Annotated in this window: 15 protein-coding genes; 7 read left to right on the top strand and 8 right to left on the bottom strand. The window is 70.5% G+C overall.

Annotated features, from left to right (window positions below; all coding sequences use genetic code 11):
• Positions 1–128 precede the first annotated feature (128 nt).
• From H9Y04_RS39070 to H9Y04_RS39050, 5 genes are all read right to left on the bottom strand, one after another.
• Positions 129–734 (bottom strand): GTP-binding protein, encoded by a 606-nt coding sequence (locus H9Y04_RS39070; RefSeq protein WP_187818974.1) that lies wholly within the window; start codon positions 732–734, stop codon positions 129–131.
• A 219-nt stretch (positions 735–953) separates the two neighbouring features.
• The gene (locus tag H9Y04_RS39065) at positions 954–4,544 is read right to left on the bottom strand and encodes a hydantoinase B/oxoprolinase family protein (protein WP_187818973.1); all 3,591 of its coding nucleotides are present in this window, start codon (positions 4,542–4,544) and stop codon (positions 954–956) included.
• 32 nt (positions 4,545–4,576) lie between these two features.
• A complete protein-coding gene (locus H9Y04_RS39060) occupies positions 4,577–4,972 on the bottom strand; it encodes a DUF742 domain-containing protein (protein ID WP_187818972.1) in 396 nt (131 codons plus the stop codon).
• A 9-nt stretch (positions 4,973–4,981) separates the two neighbouring features.
• Positions 4,982–5,422 carry a roadblock/LC7 domain-containing protein gene (locus H9Y04_RS39055; RefSeq protein WP_187818971.1) on the bottom strand — a complete coding sequence of 147 codons (441 nt, stop codon included), beginning with the start codon at positions 5,420–5,422 and terminating at the stop codon, positions 4,982–4,984.
• Complete coding sequence (locus H9Y04_RS39050; RefSeq protein WP_187818970.1) at positions 5,419–8,355, bottom strand: nitrate- and nitrite sensing domain-containing protein; 2,937 nt, start codon at positions 8,353–8,355, stop codon at positions 5,419–5,421. The genes H9Y04_RS39055 and H9Y04_RS39050 overlap by 4 nt, the downstream gene beginning before the upstream one ends.
• A gap of 442 nt (positions 8,356–8,797) precedes the next feature.
• Here H9Y04_RS39050 and H9Y04_RS39045 point away from each other — a divergent pair, with 442 nt between their 5' ends.
• Positions 8,798–9,220, top strand: coding sequence for a hypothetical protein (locus H9Y04_RS39045; protein WP_187818969.1), 423 nt, complete (start codon positions 8,798–8,800; stop codon positions 9,218–9,220).
• 62 nt (positions 9,221–9,282) lie between these two features.
• Here H9Y04_RS39045 and H9Y04_RS39040 read toward each other — a convergent pair whose 3' ends face one another.
• Entirely contained in the window at positions 9,283–9,603 is a 321-nt protein-coding gene (locus H9Y04_RS39040; protein WP_187818968.1) for a bifunctional 3-phenylpropionate/cinnamic acid dioxygenase ferredoxin subunit, read from the bottom strand.
• A 408-nt stretch (positions 9,604–10,011) separates the two neighbouring features.
• On the opposite strand from H9Y04_RS39040, the gene H9Y04_RS39035 reads away from it, so the two are divergent.
• The 6 genes from H9Y04_RS39035 (at position 10,012) to H9Y04_RS39010 (ending at position 17,334) form a co-directional block, all read left to right on the top strand.
• Complete coding sequence (locus tag H9Y04_RS39035) at positions 10,012–10,755, top strand: IclR family transcriptional regulator (RefSeq protein ID WP_308801775.1); 744 nt, start codon at positions 10,012–10,014, stop codon at positions 10,753–10,755.
• Positions 10,756–10,873: 118 nt separating this feature from the next.
• Complete coding sequence (locus H9Y04_RS39030) at positions 10,874–11,959, top strand: S-(hydroxymethyl)mycothiol dehydrogenase (protein WP_187818966.1); 1,086 nt, start codon at positions 10,874–10,876, stop codon at positions 11,957–11,959.
• Positions 11,959–12,585 (top strand): MBL fold metallo-hydrolase, encoded by a 627-nt coding sequence (locus tag H9Y04_RS39025; protein WP_187818965.1) that lies wholly within the window; start codon positions 11,959–11,961, stop codon positions 12,583–12,585. The genes H9Y04_RS39030 and H9Y04_RS39025 overlap by 1 nt, the downstream gene beginning before the upstream one ends.
• Positions 12,586–12,619: 34 nt before the next feature.
• On the top strand, positions 12,620–15,022 hold the full coding sequence (locus H9Y04_RS39020) for a GcvT family protein (protein WP_187818964.1): 2,403 nt from the start codon (positions 12,620–12,622) through the stop codon (positions 15,020–15,022).
• 11 nt (positions 15,023–15,033) lie between these two features.
• Positions 15,034–16,194: an N-methyl-L-tryptophan oxidase gene (solA, locus tag H9Y04_RS39015; protein ID WP_187818963.1), complete on the top strand. Its 1,161-nt coding sequence runs from the start codon at positions 15,034–15,036 to the stop codon at positions 16,192–16,194.
• 15 nt (positions 16,195–16,209) lie between these two features.
• Positions 16,210–17,334: an aromatic ring-hydroxylating oxygenase subunit alpha gene (locus H9Y04_RS39010; protein ID WP_187818962.1), complete on the top strand. Its 1,125-nt coding sequence runs from the start codon at positions 16,210–16,212 to the stop codon at positions 17,332–17,334.
• A gap of 16 nt (positions 17,335–17,350) precedes the next feature.
• Here the strand turns inward: H9Y04_RS39010 and H9Y04_RS39005 are convergent, their stop codons facing one another.
• Positions 17,351–17,977, bottom strand: a complete 627-nt coding sequence (locus H9Y04_RS39005; RefSeq protein ID WP_187818961.1) for a hypothetical protein — start codon at positions 17,975–17,977, stop codon at positions 17,351–17,353.
• Positions 17,978–18,596: 619 nt separating this feature from the next.
• Complete coding sequence (locus H9Y04_RS39000; RefSeq protein ID WP_187818960.1) at positions 18,597–18,920, bottom strand: hypothetical protein; 324 nt, start codon at positions 18,918–18,920, stop codon at positions 18,597–18,599.
• Positions 18,921–19,258: the final 338 nt, after the last annotated feature.

Here is a 19,258-nt window from a genome sequence, read left to right as displayed (position 1 = left end):
GGACAGGCGAGGCATGAGGACGGCGAGGCCCGAGGCCTCGTAGCGCCCTGGTCTCGGTGGCTCGCACCCCAGTCGGCGGGGGTGCGGGCCGCCGGTCTGTCTGCGCTGTCAGGTCGCGGCCTGCGCTGTTACGTCGCGGCGGGCTCGCGGGTCTCCGACACCCTCGTCATGGCGTGCTCGACCAGGCTGATCAGTACGTTCTTGGCCGATTCGCGCTTACGGGCGTCGCAGAGCACCACCGGTACCTCTTCGTCGAGGTCGAGAGCCTGGCGGACCATGTCCGCGGGGTAACGGGTGGCGCCCTCGAAGCAGTTGACGGCCATCATGAACGGTATGCCGCGCCGCTCGAAGTAGTCGACGGCCGCGAAGCAGTCCTCCAGGCGCCGGGTGTCCGCGAGGACCACGGCGCCGAGCGCGCCCTGCGCCAGCTCGTCCCAGAGGAACCAGAAGCGGTCCTGGCCAGGGGTGCCGAAGAGATAGAGCACGAGGTCCTCGCGGAGCGTGATGCGCCCGAAGTCCATGGCCACGGTCGTGGTGACCTTGCGCTCCACACCCTGCAGATCGTCGACCGGGCGTCCCGCCTCGCTGAGCAGCTCCTCGGTGCGCAGCGGACGGATCTCGCTGACGGCTCCGACGAGGGTCGTCTTGCCCACTCCGAAGCCGCCGGCCACGAGGATCTTGAGCGTGACCGGTTCGACCGGGGCCTGTCGGTGCCCTGTACGCCCGAGGACCATCTTCTCCACTCCTGATCGCTGCTGTGACGGAACGTCCTTGGTGTGCAAGGCAGTTCAGAGGACAGTTCCGTCCCAGACTCTAGCGGCGTGCGGTCCGTGGTTCACCGGGGGTGGGTGATCCTGTGCACAACGGTTTCGCAGGCGATCGTTTCCCGGGCGCATCCTGGCCGTTCGGCGCCCGCCCACGGTCCCGTTCGGCCCGTATGCGACCTGCACGGATCACGTCGGAGGCACGCCGTACCCACCGCCGCCCGGAGTCTCGACGATCAGCACGTCCCCAGGCGCGAGTTCGGCGGAGTCGCTGCCGCCGAGTGTCTCCACGGTGCCGTCCGCGCGCTCGACCCGGTTGGCGCCCAGCGCACCGGGTGCGCCGCCCGCCATCCCGTACGGGGGCACCCGCCGGTGGCCGGAGAGCGTCGACACCGTCATCGCCTCGCGGAACCGGATCCGCCGCAGCGCCCCGTCGCCTCCGCGCCACCGGCCCGCTCCCCCGCTGTCCTGCCGTACGGAGAACTCTTCGAGCAGCACCGGAAGGCGCCATTCGAGGACTTCGGGGTCGGTGAGCCGCGAGTTGGTCATATGGGTCTGGACGACGGCAGCTCCGTCGAAGCCGTCGCCGGCGCCGGATCCGGAGGCCACGGTCTCGTAGTACTGGAAGCGCTCGTTGCCGAACGTCACGTTGTTCATGGTCCCCGAGCCCTCGGCCTGTACGCCGAGCGCCGCGTACAGGGCGCCGGTGATCGCCTGCGAGGTCTCGACGTTGCCGGCGACGACCGCGGCGGGCGGGTGCGGCGCGAGCATGGAACCCTCGGGGACGACGATCCTGAGCGGGCGCAGACAGCCGTCGTTGAGCGGGATGTCGTCGGCGACGAGAGTGCGGAAGACGTAGAGGACCGCGGCGTTGACGACGGCGTACGGAGCGTTGAAGTTGCCCGCGAGCTGGGGCGAGGTGCCCGTGAAGTCCAGGGTGGCGGTGCGCTGTTGACGGTCCACGTGGACGGCTACACGGATCGTGGCGCCCTGGTCCGTCTCGTAGGCGTACGCGCCGTCGTCGAGCGCGTCGACGACCCTCCGTACCGCCTCCTCGGCGTTGTCCTGGACGTGGCGCATATAGGCCTGGACGACATCGAGCCCGAAGTCCTCGATCATCTGCGTGACTTCCTCGACGCCCTTGGCGTTGGCCGCGATCTGCGCCCGGAAATCGGCCAGGTTCGTGGCCGGATTGCGCGAGGGGTACGGGGCCTTGGTGAGCAGCTCGTACGTCTCCTGCTCGCGGAAGCGGCCGCCCTGGGCGAGCAGCCAGTTGTCGAAGAGGATGCCCTCCTCGTCGATGGTGCGGCTGTGTGCGGGCATGGAGCCGGGGGCGATGCCGCCGATCTCGGCGTGATGGCCGCGCGAGGCCACGTAGAAGAGGATCTCCTCGCTCTCGCCGCCGAAGACCGGGGTGATCACGGTGACGTCGGGCAGGTGGGTGCCGCCGTGGTACGGATCGTTGACCGCGTAGGCGTCGCCGGGGCGCATCTCGGCGCCGCGGCGGCGGATGACCTCCTTGACCGAGGTGCCCATGGAGCCCAAGTGCACCGGGATATGGGGTGCGTTGGCGACCAGATTGCCGTCCGGGTCGAAGAGGGCGCAGGAGAAGTCGAGGCGCTCCTTGATGTTCACCGACTGGGCGGTGGATTCGAGGCGGGCGCCCATCTGCTCGGCGATCGACATGAAGAGGTTGTTGAACACTTCGAGGAGGACGGGGTCCGCCTCGGCGCTCGCCGAAGGGCCGCCGGTGGCCACGGTCCGCTTCATGACCAGATGGCCGTCGTCGTCGAGCGCCGCCTGCCAGCCCGCGTCGACGACGGTGGTGGCGTTGGCCTCGGTGATGACGGCCGGTCCGGTGACCGTCCGACCGGCGGGCAGCTCCTCGCGGCGGTGCAGTGGGACCTCGCGCCAGGTGCCTCCGGTGTGCAGCCGGACCTGTTGCGGCTCGCCCGTACCCGCCGGGGCGAGGCCGACGAGTCCGGGGGCGTCGGTGAGCCCGGTGGCCTCGACGGAGAGCGCCTCCACGACGAGGGGCCGCTGCAGCGTGAAGGAGTACGTGGCGCGGTGGCGCTCCTCGAACTCCTCACGCATGGCCGCCGGTTCACCGAGGGCGACCGTCAGCACGGTGTCCGTGCCGTCGTAGCGCAGCTGGGCACGGCGGGTGACGCGGATACGGTCCTCGGGGACGTCCTCGACGCGCAGCTCGGCGCGGGCCGCGTCTTCGAGTGCGTCGGCGGTCTCCCGTACACGCGCCATTTCCCCCTCGTCGAGCGGCACTTCGAGGGACTGCTCGCGCATCGCCGTCGTATCGGCGAGACCGATGCCGAGTGCGGACAGGACACCGGCCATCGGCGGTACGAGGACGGTACGGATGCCGAGCGAGTCGGCGACCGCGCAGGCGTGCTGGCCACCCGCGCCGCCGAAGGTGGTCAGGGCATAGCGGGTGACGTCGTGGCCCTGCTGTACGGAGATCCGCTTGATCGCTCCGGCGATGTCGTTCACGGCGATCCGCAGATAGCCCTCGGCGACCTGCTCCGGGGTCCGTTCGTCACCGGTCCGCTCGCGGATCTCCTCGGCGAGCGCGGCGAAGCGTTCCCGTACGAGAGCGGCATCGAGGGGCTGGTCGCCGTCAGGGCCGAACACCGCGGGGAAATGGGCGGGTTGGATGCGGCCGAGCATCACGTTGGCGTCGGTGACGGTGAGCGGGCCGCCGCGCCGGTAGCAGGCCGGTCCGGGGTCGGCGCCCGCCGAGTCGGGGCCGACGCGGTAGCGGCTGCCGTCGAAGTGCAGCACCGAACCGCCGCCGGCGGCGACGGTGTGGATGTCCAGCATCGGGGCGCGCAGCCGGACCCCGGCCACCTGGGTGGTGAAGACCCGCTCGTACGCGCCCGCGTAGTGCGAGACATCGGTCGATGTGCCGCCCATGTCGAAACCGATCACGCGGGAGAAGCCGGCGAGTTCGGACATCCGGGCCATGCCCACGATCCCGCCGGCCGGACCGGACAGGATCGCGTCCTTGCCGCGGAACCGGCCCGCTTCGGTGAGTCCGCCGTTGGACTGCATGAACATCAGCCGGACGCCCGGGAGTTGCTCCGCGACCTGTCGCACATAGCGGCGCAGGACGGGCGAGAGATAGGCGTCGACGACGGCGGTGTCCCCGCGGGGTACGAGCTTCATCAGCGGGCTGACCTCGCTGGAGAGCGAAATCTGCGGGAAGCCGATCCGGCGGGCGAGCGCGCCGATCGCCTCCTCGTGCTGCGGGTGGAGATGGCTGTGCATCGTCAGGACGGCGAGCGCGTGGATGCCGTCCGCGTACGCCAGGCGCAGCGGCCCTTCGAGCGCGTCGAGGTCGGGCGGGGTGAGGACCGTGCCGTCGGCGGCGAGGCGTTCGTCCACCTCGATGACGCGCTCGTACAGCAGACTGGGCAGGACAATCTCGCGGGCGAAGATGTGCGGCCGGTTCTGGTACGCGATGCGCAGGGCGTCCCGGAAGCCCTTGGTGACGACGAGGACGGTGCGGGCGCCCTTGCGTTCCAGGAGGGCGTTGGTGGCGACGGTGGTGCCCATCCGCACCGCTTCGATCCGGGTCATGTCCGGTGCGCCGCCGAGGAGTTCGCGGATGCCGGCCACCGCCGGGTCGTCATAGCGGCCCGGGTTCTCCGAGAGGAGTTTGTGGCTGACGAGGGTGCCGTCGGGGCGGCGGGCGACGATGTCCGTGAAGGTGCCGCCGCGGTCGATCCAGAACTGCCAGCCCGGGGCCTGCGCGTCATCTGCCACGTGGGTCTCCTCTGGGATCGCCCGCGCGGTGTCTACAGTGCGCGCAGCCCGGTGATCACGTCGCGCAGAATACTCTCGTCGGGCAGCTCGGCCGGCGGAACGGGCCGGGTGACATGGACCAGTTCGTCCTCCACGAGATCGCCTATGAGCACCCGTACGACGCCCAGCGGCAGATCGAGCGAGGAGGCCAGCTCGGCCACCGACTGGGGGGCCTCCTGGCACAGCTCGATGATGTCGACGTGCTCGGGCGACAGGGTCTGGTCCGCCTCCGCGTCGTCGGCGTGCGGCTCGGGCACCACCAGCGCGATGAGATCGAGGCGGTGGCGCGCCGCGCCGGCGGTACGGCCCCGCGTCATCGCGTAGGGGCGTACCACCGGTCCGGCGTCGTCGTCGTACCAGTGCGGGTTCGCGCTGCCGTCGTCGCTCATGCCCTCCTACTACCCTCCCGTGGGCAGATCGGTACGCGGGGCCGTCGCCAGGTGCACACCCACCCGCTTGACCAGGAGGGTCATCTCGTAGGCGACCTGGCCCACGTCCGAGTCCGCGTCGGAAAGCACCGCGAGCGCGCTGCCGTCGCCCGCGGCGGTCACGAACAGGAACGCGTCGTCCAGCTCCACCACCGTCTGGCGGACCCGGCCCGCCTCGAAGTGCCGGCCGACGCCCTTGGCCAGGCTGTGGAAGCCGGAGGCCACGGCCGCGAGGTGCTCGCTGTCCTCGCGGGTGAGATTCTGCGAGGCGCCGGTCGGCAGACCGTCACTGGAGAGCACGAGTGCCTTGCGGATGCTGGCGACCCGGTCGACCAGATCGTCAAGGAGCCAGTTCAGCTCGCCGGACGAACGCAGGGCTGCGTGCTGTGCTCCGGTCCTCGGTGTGGTCATCGACCGTTCCCCTCGGGTGTGGTGCTTGGTGCGGTGTCTTCGGCCGCGTGCGGTGCGGCTGCCGGGTCGGCTTGCGGTGTGGGGGGCTCCTGGGCGGTGGGCTCATGAGCGGGGGGCTCCTGGGCCGGGGGCCGCTCTTCCTGTACGGGGGCGCCGGCTGTGTCTCGTACGGGAGAGCGTTCTGCCTCTCGCACGGGAGAGCGTTCTGCCTCTCGCACCGGCGCGAGGCCTTCTTCCCGTACGGGCGCGGGCTCGGCCGCCCGTGCCGGTGTGGCGGTCTCGCCCGTCTCCACGCGGCCGCGCTGCCAGCCGCGCTGGAGCGAGGCCATCCTGCTGCGCACCTCGTCGGCGTCCCGGTCCTCGGCCGGCTCCGCGGGCTGTGCCGGGGCCTCCGCGGTCCTCAGCTGGGGCGCCAGGCTGGCCTGGCGGACGCGGCGGGGCAGGATCTGGGTCGGGCTGTCCACGGGCGAGACGGACGGGTCGTCGGCGGCCGACGCGGCATCGGCCGGTTCCGCCCAGGCAGGCTCGGAGCGGGCAGGCTCGGGCCGCGGCGCGTTGGTGCGCGAGGGCGCGGTGCGCGACAGCTCGGTCCGCGGCGGCTCCGACAGCGTGCGGCCATGGGAGCTGACCAGCTTGGGCGCCCGGCGCCGCGGCAGCGCCACCAGGCCGTCCACCCCGCCCGGTGCACCGCGGTCGCGCACGCCCTCACCACCGGTTTCGCGTGCCTGCTGATGCTGTTCGCCCGCAGCCTCGGTGAGATGCCGGCGCGGCCGGAACAGACCGCCGCGCTCGCTGTCCTCGTCCTCGATGTCCACGGCGCCGCCGAGGTTGCCGAGCACGCCGCGACGGGTCGCGTCCGCCTTCGAGGGCGCGCCGTCCAGTTCCTCCAGACCCAGCGGGGCCTCCAGCTCCACCGGTCCGCCCAGGAGCTGCTCGTCCAGCGGCTTGGGCGGCAACGGCAGTTGGGCCAGGCGGGCCTTGCGGTCCGCGTCCCGCTCCAGGGCGTCGAGATCGACCCGCAGACCCGAACCGTCGGTGTCCGACGCGTCGGTGAGCAGCACCTCGGGGATGAAGACGACCGCGGTCGTTCCGCCGTACGGCGAAGGCGTGAGGGAGACCCGGACATTCTGACGCTGGGCGAGCCGGCTCACCACGAACAGGCCGAGCCGGTCGGTGTCCGAGAGCTCGAACTCCGGTGTCTCGGCCAGCCGGAGGTTCGCCTCGAGGAGCTGCTCGGAGGTCATCCCGAGCCCCCGGTCGTGGATCTCCAGCGTGAAGCCGCTGCCGACGCGTTCGCCGACGACGTGGACGGCGGTGTGCGGCGGCGAGAACACCGTGGCGTTCTCCAGGAGTTCCGCGATCAGGTGCGTGAGGTCGGCGATGGCCGAGCCCTTGGCGGCGATCCGCGGCAGCCGGCGCACCTCGATGCGCTCGTAGTCCTCGACCTCCGCGACGGCGGCACGCACCACGTCCATCAGCTGGACGGGCTTGCGCCACTGCCGTGAAGGCGCGGCGCCGGAGAGGATCACCAGGCCCTCGGCGTGGCGGCGCATACGGGTCGTGAGGTGGTCGAGGCGGAAGAGGTCCTCGAGTTCCGTGGTGTCCTCGGTCCTGCGCTCCATGGTGTCCAGCAGGGTGAGCTGCTTGTGCAGCAGGACCTGGCTGCGGCGCGCGAGGTTCACGAACACCTCGGCCACACCGCGCCGCATGGCGGCCTGCTTGACGGCGGCGTCGACGGCCGCGCGCTGCAGGGTGTTGAGCGCCTGGCCGACCTGGCCCATCTCGTCCCTGTCGTGCTCCAGGAGCGGCGCCTCGGTCTCCACGTCGACCATCTCGCCGGCCGCGAGACGGCGCATCACGCCGGGCAGCCGGACGCCGGCCGCGTCATGGGCGTCGTCGCGCAGGTGGGTGAGGTCGCGGACGAGCCCACGGCCGATACGGATGGACATCACCAGCGCGAAGACCAGGGCGAGCAGACCGAAGAAGCCCACGAGCACGGCCTTGACGAGCACGCCGATGGCGATGGGCTCGACGCGTTCCTTGTAGCGGTCGCCCGCGGACTTCGTGAGATCGCCGACGTCGTCAAGGGCGCGGCCGGCCGCGGCGTCCCAGCTCTTGGCGTCCAGGGTGCGGGGCCGTGCGGCGCCCGCGTCGATCAGCGCCTTCTCCGCCTTGAGCAGCGGTGCGGCGAACGGCCCGTTCCAGAACCGCCCGAACAGGGCCTGCTCGTCGTCGGGCAGGGCTTCGAGACCGCTGTCGTAGCGGACCTCGCGCTGGGCGATCAGCGCGGCCGCCTCCGTCCAGTCCGCCCTGGTCGGGCGAGGGGCGCGCAGGGCCGAGGCCACCAACGCGTCCTCGAGGGAGAGGAGTTCGCGTCCGCGGGCCAGCGTGATCAGGGCGCGGGCCTGCCGGTCGGCGTCCAGGTTGTCCATGGCGTACGTGGACATGAGGTAGGCGAAGCAGGGGTCGATGAGGCGGGTGTAGTGATCGAGCGCTTCACCGCGGTCGGTCTGGCCCGCGTCGACGGAACGCCGCAGCGGGTCGAGCGAGTCGAAGGCCTCGACGATCGCGTCGAGGCGGCGGGCCGAGGCCGCGTCCATGAGGTCACGGACGTCCTCGTCCACGGCGGCGGACCGGATCCGCTCCACCAGCTTGTCGGTGAGGACCCGCTGCTCGCCCAGATCGGAGCGGAGTTTGGGGTCGTCGGGGTCGGCCAGATGGATCGCCGTCTGCCGGCGTTCCTCCTGGATCACCCGGATCGTGTCGTCCAGCGGATAACCGATCTTGTCCACGACCGCGGCGACATCGAGGAGTTGCACCGCTTCACGCCCGGTGACGTAGGTGCCGTACCCCCAGACGACGGTCAGTGACAGCAGCGGCACCAGGAGCAACGCCACGATCTTCCGGCGGATGGACTTCCCGCGAAAGCGCATGGCCTCCCCCAGAACGGCGCCCGGAAGGCGGGCGCGACTCAGAAACGGCGCGAGCCTACTACTGACACTCGTACAACTCGAAGGGGTGTCCGAGACCGATTTCGGGCCGACTGGCGGCGGCACGTACCGAGTTGTCCGTCCTTACCGCCACATGGACACCCGCGGTGTGGCAGACACCACCTGTGAACTTCAGGCCATAACTCCCCGGCTCTTGGCCGGAATTACCCGATGACCGATCACCGCGGGTCGCAACCGATGTGAATCTTCCGGGAATCTTCCGGGCTGCTCATTCGTCCTTACGTGAGGGAAGACGGGGCACACGTGCAGGACGACGCTCCACGGGACGACGGAGTGAACCGGGTCAAATCCGGGCAGTCACTGAAGAGTCGGACCCGGCAAGGAGCGGAAGCGTCCGACTGTGGGGAGTGGGAGTGACGTGCTGATGACGACGGCGGATCGGCGGGGGCCGGAGCGCGAGCTGTGGGTCGAGGATCCGGTGGGGCGCCCCAGGCTGCCGGATCCGGTGCGTACGGCCGCGGTACGGGCGGTGATCCTGACGTCGTTGACCTTGATCGCGACGACGGTGGCATTCCTGTGCACCGTCGCCGGATCGTCCCTCGCCTTTCCGATGGTGCTCGCCAGCGTCGGCGGCACCGTGGTCTCGACCTGGGGCGCCCTGGATGTCTGGGTGACGCGCCAGGTGTGGAATCAGCGCCATGGCGTGGTGTCGAGCCCGCGCAGCACCGCACGGCGGCTGCGCAAGGAGCGTCGCCAGGCACGTCGGCAGGCCAAGCGCACCGGCCGGGAGCCGGCCAGGGCGCGGCCAGGGACATCGCAGGGGGATGTGGCGGGCGTGCGGGTTTGAGGTGTGAGCACCCCTGGGGACACGGCAGGCGTACGGGTGCGAACAGCGACCACCCGCGACCCTCAGGCCACGCCCTCCGCCTCGGCCGGCGGCTCCACATGGATCATTCCGTCGAGCACGACCACGCGATGCGTACGGACGGGCACACGCGCGGGCAGACAGGTCGGCTCGCCGGTGCGCAGATCGAACGAGGCCGCGTGCAGCGGGCATTCGACCCGGCAGTCCTCGATCCAGCCCTCGGACAGTGACGCGTCCTGATGCGTACAGGTGTCGTCGAGGGCGAACAGCTCACCGTCGCTGTGGAAGACGGCGATCGGCGGTTCGGTGTCGATCCGGACGGCCTCGCCGTCGGGGAGGTCGTCGACATGGCAGACGGGAATCATGAGCCCCCCTGTGCGGTCGGATAGGGACGATCCGAGCGATGCGGACAGTTACTCTCCGCGCGATGCGGACTGCTGCTCTCCTCGCGATGCGAACGATCCGCGGAAGGTGAACGATCTGAGATCCAGGGCCGGTTCGGCAGTACGCCGCCTCCGCGCGGGTACCGCTGGTAGGACCCTTCGGTAACATCATGTTGCGCAGGGCGCGTCGAGGAGCGCTCTGCGCAACAGAATCCGCGCGGGAAGCGCATCACGTCAAGCACTTCCCGCAGAAGCGGTCGTCACCGGCCGCCTGGGGGTGACCAGCGAGCGATGGGCAGCAGGCGGGAACGAACCCCCGGGGAAGCCGCCGGCGAACGCGCGGGCGAACGCGCGGGCGTGGACAAGTCGCCCAGGTCGCAGCAGAGTTCGGTGCAGTCCGTGGAGCGTGCGGTGAGCGTGCTCGAAATCCTCGCCGAGCAGGGCGAGGCAGGGGTGACCGAGATCGCCGACGAGCTCGACGTCCACCGCTCGACGGCCTTCCGGCTGCTCGGCGTACTGGAGAACCGGGGCCTGGTCTCCCAGACACAGGACCGCGGCAAGTACTTCCTCGGCGCGGGTGTGCTGCGGCTCGCGGGAGCAGCCGCCGTACGCCTCGACATCTCGCAGGAGGGCGCTCCGGTCTGCCGTGAACTCGCCGACGAGCTGGGCGAGACGGTCAATATCGCGGTGCTCGACGACGATGCCGCGGTCAACATCATGCAGGCCCGCGGCTCGGCCTCGGTCACGGCGCAGAACTGGCTGGGCCGCCGCACCCCGCTGCACGCCACGTCGAGCGGAAAGATCCTGCTCGCGCATCAGCCGCCGGCCCTGCGCGAAGGGCTGCTCGCGCGCACGCTGCCGCGGTTCACCGACCGTACGGTGACCGGTTCAGCGGTTCTGCGCGACGAGCTGCGGTCGGTCCAGGAGCGCGGATTCGCCCTGGCGATGGAGGAGTTGGAGATCGGTCTGACTGCAGTGGCGGCTCCGGTCCGCGCCCATGACGGCAAGGTCATCGGGGCGCTGAGCATCTCGGGGCCGGTCTACCGGCTGACCGAGGAGCGGCTGCGGGAGCTGGCCGAACGGGCCGTGGACCGGGCGGACGAGCTGTCCCGGCGGATGGGGTACGCGCTGTAGCCGCCTGCCCCAGGCGAGAACCGGATTCCCTGCCCTCTTGACGGTTTCCGGCCGCCGTTCCCAGTATGTCTCTCATCGCGCAACACCACGTGCAGTGCGCAACAGGTGGGGGTGTGTCATGTCGTACGAGGTCCGTGCCGTCGTCGCCATGAAATCGGGTGCGCCGGTCGAGGTGCAGACGATCAGAGTCCCCGAGCCCGGCCCCGGCGAAGTCCTGGTGTCGGTGCAGGCCTGCGGTGTCTGCCACACGGATCTGCACTACCGCGAGGGCGCGATCAACGACGAGTTCCCCTTCCTGCTCGGCCATGAGGCGGCAGGAACCGTCGACGCGGTCGGCGAGGGCGTCACCGATCTCGCGCCCGGCGACTATGTGGTGCTCGCCTGGCGCGCACCCTGCGGGAACTGCCGCTCCTGTCGCCGCGGCCGCCCCTGGTACTGCTTCGACTCCCGCAATGCCGTCCAGCCGATGACCCTGCTCGACGGCACCCCGCTCAGCCCGGCACTCGGCATCGGCGCCTTCGCCGAGAAGACTCTGGTCGCGGCGGGTCAGGCGGTCAAGGTGGACCCGGCCGCACGCCCCGAGGCCGCCGGTCTCATCGGCTGCGGGGTGATGGCCGGCTACGGCGCCGCGGTCAACACGGGCGGTGTCTCGCGCGGGGACACGGTCGCGGTGATCGGCTGCGGCGGTGTCGGCAACGCGGCCATCGCCGGCGCCTCCCTCTCCGGCGCCCGCCGCGTGATCGCCGTCGACATCGACGACCGCAAGCTGGACGGCGCGACCCGCTTCGGCGCCACGCACACCGTCAACTCCCAGGGCACGGACCCCGTCGAGGCCGTCCGTGCACTCACCGACGGCTTCGGCGTGGACATCGCCATCGACGCCGTCGGCCGACCCGAGACCTTTCTGCAGGCCTTCTACATGCGCGACCACGCGGGCACAGTGGTCCAGGTCGGCGTGCCCGACCCGCAGATGAAGCTGGAACTCCCGCTGATCGACGTCTTCTCACGCGGCGGCGCCGTCAAGTCCTCCTGGTACGGCGACTGTCTGCCCACCCGGGACTTCCCGGTCCTCATCGACCAGTTCCTCAGCGGAAAGCTGGATCTCAACGGCTTCGTCTCGGAGACCATCGCCCTCGAACAGGTCGAGGCGGCGTTCACCAAGATGCACCGCGGCGAGGTGCTGCGTTCGGTGGTGGTCCTCTGATGACGGCGACCGGCCCGGTGCGCGCCGAACGGGTGGTCACCTCGGGGACGTTCAGTCTCGACGGGGAGACCTTCGACGTCGACAACAACGTCTGGCTGATCGGCGACGACGCCGAGGTCCTGATCGTCGACGCCGCCCATGACGCCACGGCCGTCCATGCGGCCGTCGGCGGGCGCCGGGTCACCGCCATCGTCTGCACCCACGGCCACGACGACCACATCGGCGCGGCCGCCGAACTCGCCGACCTCACGGGCGCACCGGTCCTGCTGCACCCGGCCGACCGCGAGCTGTGGTCGGTGGTCCACGCGGACCGCAAGCCGGACGGCGATCTCGCCGACGGCCAGCTGCTCGAAGTCGCGGGAGTCTCGGTCCGGGTGATCCACACACCCGGGCACACCTGGGGCAGCTGCAGCCTCCAAGTGCCCTTCCTGGACGCCGTGTTCACCGGCGACACCCTGTTCCACGGCGGTCCCGGTGCCACCGGCCGCTCGTACTCGGACAAGCCCACCATCGAGCATGCGATACGGGAACGGCTGCTCGTCCTGCCGGCCGGCACCGTCGTCCACACGGGCCACGGCCAGGACACCACGATCGGTGCGGAACGGCCGCACGTACCGCACGCCTGACGGCCTCTGGCAGGTCCCCCACGCGAGGAGGGTCATGTCCGGCACGCCCCCGACTCCCCGTAAGACCGTCATCATCGGTGCCGGCATCGTCGGCTGTTCACTCGCCGACGAGCTGACGGCGCGCGGCTGGAGCGATGTCACGGTCCTCGAACAGGGTCCGCTCCCCGCCGCGGGCGGCTCCACCTCGCACGCGCCCGGTCTCGTCTTCCAAACCAATCCGTCGAAGACGATGACCGAGCTGGCCGCGTACACGGTCGAGAAGTTCACCGAGCTCGGCGCCTTCCAAGCCGTCGGCGGTCTGGAACTTGCCACGACCCCCGAGCGCTGGGCCGATCTGCACCGCCGGGCGGGCCTCGCCGCCGCCTGGGGTGTGCGGGGCGAGCTGATCTCTCCGGCGCGCTGCAAGGAGCTCTGGCCCGCGCTCGACGAGGCCCTGCTGTACGGCGGCCTCCTCACGCCCGACGACGGCCTGGCGGACGCCGTGCGCGCGTGCGCGGTCCAGATCGAACGGGCCACGTCCCGCGGCGCCCGCTTCCTCGACCGGCACACGGTCACCGGTATCGAGCGGGCCGACGGACGCGTCACGGGCGTGATCACCGACCGCGGCACGTTCCCCGCGGAGCTCGTGGTCTCGGCCGCCGGTTTCTGGGGTCCGGTGATCGGACGGATGGCGGGGGTCGCCGTACCGCTGCAGCCGCTCGCCCACCAGTACGCGAAGGCGGGACCGCTGCCGGTGCCCGACGGCGCCCCGATCCTGCGCCACCAGGAGCGCGACCTCTACTTCCGGCCGCACGAAGGCGGTCTGCTCGGCATCGGCTCGTACGCCCATCGCCCGCTGCCCGTCGACCCGACTGAACTGCCCTCGTACGACGACGCGCCCGTCATGCCGTCCTCGCTGGAGTTCACCCCCGAGGACTTCGCCACGAGTTGGCAGGACTGCAGGGAGCTGATGCCCTCGCTGCGGGACACGGAGGTCACCGAGGGCTTCAACGGGATCTTCTCCTTCACGCCCGACGGCTTCCCGGTCCTCGGCGAGTCCCCGGAGCTCGCCGGGTTCTGGCTGGCCGAGGCGGTGTGGGTGACGCATTCGGCCGGTGTGGCCCGCGCGGTCGCCGAGTGGATCACCGGCGGGCACCCCGGAATCGACCTCCACGAGTGCGAGGTCACCCGCTTCGAGGACACCCAGCGCTCCCCCGCGTACGTGGCCGAGCGCGGCGCGCAGCAGTTCGTCGAGGTATATGACGTCCTCCATCCGCTCCAGCCGATGGAGCAGCCGCGGCCGCTGCGGGTCAGCCCCTTCCACGGACGCCAGCAGGAGCTCGGTGCCTTCAGTCTGGAGGGCGGCGGCTGGGAGCGTCCGCACTGGTACGAGGCCAACGCCGCGCTCACCGATGACCTCGACCTGCCCGGGCGGGATGCCTGGTCGGCGCGCTACTGGTCGCCGATCGCGGCCGCCGAGGCGAAGGCCACCCGCGAGCGGGTAGCCCTGTACGACATGACCCCGCTGCGCCGGCTCGAGGTGACCGGGCCCGGTGCGCTGGAGTTCCTGCAGCGGATGACGACCAACAACCTGGCCAAACGGCCGGGTGCGGTGACATACACGCTGCTGCTCGACCACCGGGGCGGCATCCGGTCCGACCTCACAGTCGCCCGGCTCGGGCCGGAGCACTTCCAGATCGGCGCCAACTCCCCTGCGGACCTCGACTGGTTGACCCGGCACGCACCGGACGGAGTGACCCTGCGGGACATCACCTCGGGCACCTGCTGCATCGGCGTCTGGGGCCCGCTCGCCCGCGATCTCGTCCAGCCCCTGACCCGCGACGACTTCTCCCACGGGGCCTTCGGGTACTTCCGAGCCAAGCAGACGTACCTCGGCCATGTCCCGGTGACCGCGCTGCGCCTGAGCTATGTGGGCGAGCTCGGCTGGGAGCTGTACACCTCCGCCGATCTGGGACTGCGCCTGTGGGACACGCTCTGGGAGGCGGGACACGGGCTCGGGGTGATCGCGGCGGGGCGTTCGGCGTTCAACAGTCTGCGTCTGGAGAAGGGCTACCGGGCCTGGGGTACGGATATGACGGCCGAACACGATCCGTTCGAGGCCGGCCTCGCCTTCGCGGTACGCATGGACAAGGAGTTCATGGGCCGGGACGCGCTGGATGAACAGCGGCCTCTCAGACGGAAATTGACGGCCCTCACCCTCGACGACCCCGCCGCCGTGGTCCTCGGCAAGGAGCCGGTGCACGTCGACGGTGCCGTCGCCGGATACGTCACGAGTGCCGCGTACGGCTACACGCTCGGACGTTGTGTCGCGTACGCGTGGCTGCCACCGCTGCCCGCGGGGACCGGGGTGCAGATCGAGTACTTCGGCGAGAAGGTGCCCGCGACCGTACGGGAAGAGCCGCTGTTCGACCCGGAGATGAGCCGAATCCGCCGCTGAGGAGGTCTGGCGTGTCCCCCACCTATGACGTGATCGTGCTCGGACTCGGCGGCATGGGCAGCTCCGCCGCCTGGCATCTCGCCGAGCGCGGGGTGCGGGTGCTCGGCCTGGAGAAGTTCGGCCCGGCGCACAACCGCGGTTCCAGCCACGGAGGTTCGCGGATCACCCGGCAGTCGTACTTCGAGGGAGCCGAGTACGTGCCGCTGCTGCTGCGCGCGTACGAGCTCTACGAGCGCCTCGAACAGGACACGGGCCTCGACGTCGCCACGCTGTGCGGCGGCCTGATGGCCGGCCGGCCCGACAGCCGTACGGTCGCGGGCTCCCTGGCGTCGGCCAGGACGTGGGATCTGCCGCACGAGCTGCTCGACGCGAGCGAGATCCGCCGCCGCTTCCCGACCCTGAACCCGGCGGACGACGAAGTCGGCCTGTACGAGGCGCGGGCGGGACTGCTCCGGCCCGAGACCACGGTGACCGCACAGCTCCGGCTGGCCGAACGGGCGGGCGCGGAGCTGCACTTCGACGAGCCGGTGACGCGCTGGTCCGCGTCCCCGGGCGGCGGCGTCCGCGTCGAGACTGCCCAAGGTACGTACACCGCAGGCCAGCTGGTGATCTGCCCGGGCGCCTGGGCCCCTCAGGTGCTCGCCGGCCTCGGGCTGCCGATCACGATCGAGCGGCAAATCATGTATTGGTTCCAGCCCACGGGCGGCGTCGGGCCGTATCTGCCCGAGCGGCACCCCGTCTACATCTGGGAGGACGCGCACGACATCCAGATCTACGGCTTCCCGGCGATCGACGGCCCCGACGGCGGCGCCAAGGTCGCCTTCTTCCGCAAGAACGGCGCGCCCTGCACACCCGAGACCATCGACCGCACCGTGTACGAGCACGAGATCGACGCCATGGCCGGGCAGGCGGGACGTCATCTGCCCACGCTGCCGGGCAAGTTCCTGCGCGCGGCCACCTGCATGTACTCGACCACGGACGATGAGCACTTCGTGATCGCCCGGCATCCGTCCCACCCGGACGCGGTGACCGTGGCCTGCGGATTCTCCGGGCACGGCTTCAAGTTCGTGCCCGTCGTCGGCGAGATCCTGGCCGATCTCGCACTGCGGGGTGCGACGGAGCACCCCATCTCACTCTTCGACCCGCGCCGGTTCGCACCGCCGCCTGTGTGAGAGGCACGACCGCCCATGACGACCGCACCCGCCTCGGGCTCCACGAGCCTGATGGCCACGCTTCCGGGTTCCTACTACGCCGATCCCCAGATCTTCGCGCGCGAGCAGGAGCTCGTCCTCGAAACCCTGTGGATGTGCGCCGTACGTGCCGCCGATCTGCCCAGGCCCGGTGCGTACCGGACTGTGCAGATCGGCCGCGAATCCGTCCTGGTCACCCGTAACCGGCACGGCGAGCTGCGCGCGTTCCTGAACGTCTGCCGCCATCGCGGCGCACGCCTGTGCACCGAGGAGTCGGGCGAGGTGCGGCGCAATCTCCAATGCCCGTACCACGCCTGGACCTACGACCTCGACGGCCGCCTCGTCGCGGCTCCGAACCTCTCCAAGATGCCCGACGTCGGCCGCGTCGAGTACGGACTGCGGCCGGTCGCCCTGCGCGAGTGGCTCGGCTATGCGTGGGTGTGCCTGGCCGACGAGCCGCCCTCCTTCGAGGGCACGGTGATCGGCGCGGCTACGGAACGGCTCGGCGAGGCCGCGGCGATCGAGCGCTACCGGGTGGAGGAGCTCGCACTCGGCCGCCGCATCACGTACGACGTGCGCGCCAACTGGAAACTGATCGTCGAGAACTTCATGGAGTGCTACCACTGCGCGACCATCCACCCCGAACTCACCGAGGTGCTGCCGGAGTTCGCGGACGGCCTCGCCGCACAGTACTTCGTGGGCCACGGCGCCGCGTTCGGCTCCGACATCAAGGGCTTCACCGTCGACGGCAGCGCGGGCTTCGCCCGCCTCAGCGGCATCGCGGAGGAGCAGGACCGCCGGTACTACGCGGTGACCGTCAAGCCCTCGGTCTTCATCAACCTGGTCCCCGACCATGTGATCCTGCACCGCATGTATCCCTTGGCCGTGGACCGCACGGTCGTCGAGTGCGACTGGCTGTACGCACCGGAGGTCGTGGCGTCAGGGGCCGATGTGGGCCAGTCCGTGGAGCTCTTCCACCGGGTCAACGAACAGGACTTCGCGGCGTGCGAGAGGACGCAGCCGGCGATGAGCTCGAAGGCGTACAAGGACGGCGGCGTGCTCGTTCCGTCGGAGCACCACATCGGAGCGTTCCATACGTGGGTGCGCGAGCTGACCGGCTGAAGAGCAGGCAGCGCCCTCACTTCGGCAGGTCCATGAGGTACGCGAGGCTGCTGGTACCCCTGTCCCTCTTCAGCCAGTGGGTCAGCAGCTCGCGTACCGGCTCCTGCACCACAGCTGCGAGCGGGCCGCCGCCGAACAGCAGAACAGTGAGCGGGGAGACCACCGGGAACACCGTCGTCAGCAGGGCCGGGGCGGCGGTGACGGCGAGCCCGGCCATGGTTCGGTGGAACAGGCTGCGATAGACCTCGCGCAGGGAACGCGCATGGTCGAGGACCTCCTGCCGGGCCGCCGTGATGCGTGCCTCGATCTGCGGCACGATCTCGGGTGACCAGGGCTCGGCGTACGTGGTGAGCACGACGTCGTGCAGAAAGCCGCGGAACTCCTGGAGTGCCTCGTGCGTGCGCTCGCGATAGCGCAGACAGTCCTCGAGGGACGTCTCCGCCAAAGTCTCGTGGGACAGGACGGCATCGACGACCCGCTGCTGCACCAGGGCGGCCGTCTGCGCGCGCACCGGGTCGGGTTCCGCGTGCAGGCCCGGAATCCGGTCGACCTGACTCGAGGCGGAAGCCGCTCGTGCCATCCGCAGGGACAGCAGCCGGAAGTGCGCAGTGCTGTCGGTGAGCGGGACAGCGTTCTGCTCCATCGCCAGGGCCAGGGCGCAAGGGAGGAACCGGCGACGTAGGGCACCAGCGCGGCATAGTCACGCCCGTCGTCGGGCAGGACGGTACCCGGCGCGCCCATCGGCCGGGCCTGCGGATGGCCGTCGAGGTAGAAGGCCACCTGGCCGCTGACGTTCCCGGTACCGAGGACGCGGGCCGGAATCTGATGCGCCAGGTAGGTGAACGCCTGCTGGGGGATCCTGGTGCGCAGCATGCTCCAGGTCGTGGGAAAGCCGTTCCGGAACAGCCCGAGCGCCCGCGGATCTCCGAGGTCCGCGCGCAGGGCGCCGGCGATGAGCCGACCGTGCGCCGGGTCCGTGACCACGTCCGCCGGGTCCACGAGACGCAGCACACCTTCCCGTTGCAGCAGCTCGTACCGGCTGCTGATCCCCGTCCACTCCTGCTCCATCGAGGTCGCCACGTTCGCGGGCAAATACGGCAGGTGCTCTTCGGCCTTGTACAGGCCGGCCCGTACGCGAGGGCTCATCGGATCGACGAAGAGGATCTCGTCGTAGAGGAGTACGGCACGCTTGAGCGTGGCTTCGTCAATGGTCCGCGAGAAGGGGTAGTACAGGGCGCGGAACGTGTCCGGTCCGGTGGTGGTCACTCCCATACCTCCGACGCGTCGCCCAGGTCCGTGTCCGTGGCGATGGAATCGTCCAGGGCGGCCCAATCCGCGCGGCCGGTCCTCCGGGCAGGAATGTTGCCCTGGCTGTGGACGTGTGGACCGGCCGCGGGTTCCGGGCCCACCTTTGCCGACTCGGCCAGGAACAGAAGCACCTTGAACACCGGCATCAAGGCCACTGCGGCAAGACCGAAGAGGCCGAGTCCCCCCGAGGCGGCCACGACCACGCTGGTCCACAGAGCCAGTTCAGCGCCTGCGTGCACTCCCCAAGCGGCCAGTACCGAACCGCCGACGACGATCATTCCGAACAGGGCAGAGGTGAAGGGCAGGACACAGCGACCCTCACCGCGTAAGCAGCCGTCATGGGAGCGCCATCCAACTGGGGACGAAGGCGGCGCCCCTTCAGCGGCCGATACCGTCTGAACTCCAACGACTCGAACTGAGGGAAATGGATCACTGCCCGCACCGTCGCATCGAGAACAGCTGCCGCCAGGCCAAGGACAGCGAGTCCCCCGACAACCGCCACGACCGCACTCGTAGCCATGGCGAGCCCCGCGCCCACGTGCAGTCCCCATCCGGTCAGCACTGAAGCGCCCGCGATCGACACGGCGACCAGAGCGGTCCTGCAAGGCCAGTACAT

This window comes from Streptomyces polyasparticus, assembly GCF_014493765.1.
GTDB lineage: Bacteria > Actinomycetota > Actinomycetes > Streptomycetales > Streptomycetaceae > Streptomyces > Streptomyces polyasparticus.
This window is presented reverse-complemented; position numbering and strand designations above follow the sequence as displayed.

Coding starts and splice junctions, on each gene's coding strand:
- H9Y04_RS39005 (WP_187818961.1), bottom strand. CDS start 17,977: ATGGAGCAGAACGCTGTCCCGCTCACCGACAGCACTGCGCACTTCCGG.
- H9Y04_RS39045 (WP_187818969.1), top strand. CDS start 8,798: ATGACGACGGCGGATCGGCGGGGGCCGGAGCGCGAGCTGTGGGTCGAG.
- H9Y04_RS39050 (WP_187818970.1), bottom strand. CDS start 8,355: ATGCGCTTTCGCGGGAAGTCCATCCGCCGGAAGATCGTGGCGTTGCTC.
- H9Y04_RS39040 (WP_187818968.1), bottom strand. CDS start 9,603: ATGATTCCCGTCTGCCATGTCGACGACCTCCCCGACGGCGAGGCCGTC.
- H9Y04_RS39060 (WP_187818972.1), bottom strand. CDS start 4,972: ATGAGCGACGACGGCAGCGCGAACCCGCACTGGTACGACGACGACGCC.
- H9Y04_RS39030 (WP_187818966.1), top strand. CDS start 10,874: ATGTCGTACGAGGTCCGTGCCGTCGTCGCCATGAAATCGGGTGCGCCG.
- H9Y04_RS39020 (WP_187818964.1), top strand. CDS start 12,620: ATGTCCGGCACGCCCCCGACTCCCCGTAAGACCGTCATCATCGGTGCC.
- H9Y04_RS39025 (WP_187818965.1), top strand. CDS start 11,959: ATGACGGCGACCGGCCCGGTGCGCGCCGAACGGGTGGTCACCTCGGGG.
- H9Y04_RS39055 (WP_187818971.1), bottom strand. CDS start 5,422: ATGACCACACCGAGGACCGGAGCACAGCACGCAGCCCTGCGTTCGTCC.
- H9Y04_RS39070 (WP_187818974.1), bottom strand. CDS start 734: ATGGTCCTCGGGCGTACAGGGCACCGACAGGCCCCGGTCGAACCGGTC.
- H9Y04_RS39010 (WP_187818962.1), top strand. CDS start 16,210: ATGACGACCGCACCCGCCTCGGGCTCCACGAGCCTGATGGCCACGCTT.
- H9Y04_RS39000 (WP_187818960.1), bottom strand. CDS start 18,920: ATGATCGTCGTCGGCGGTTCGGTACTGGCCGCTTGGGGAGTGCACGCA.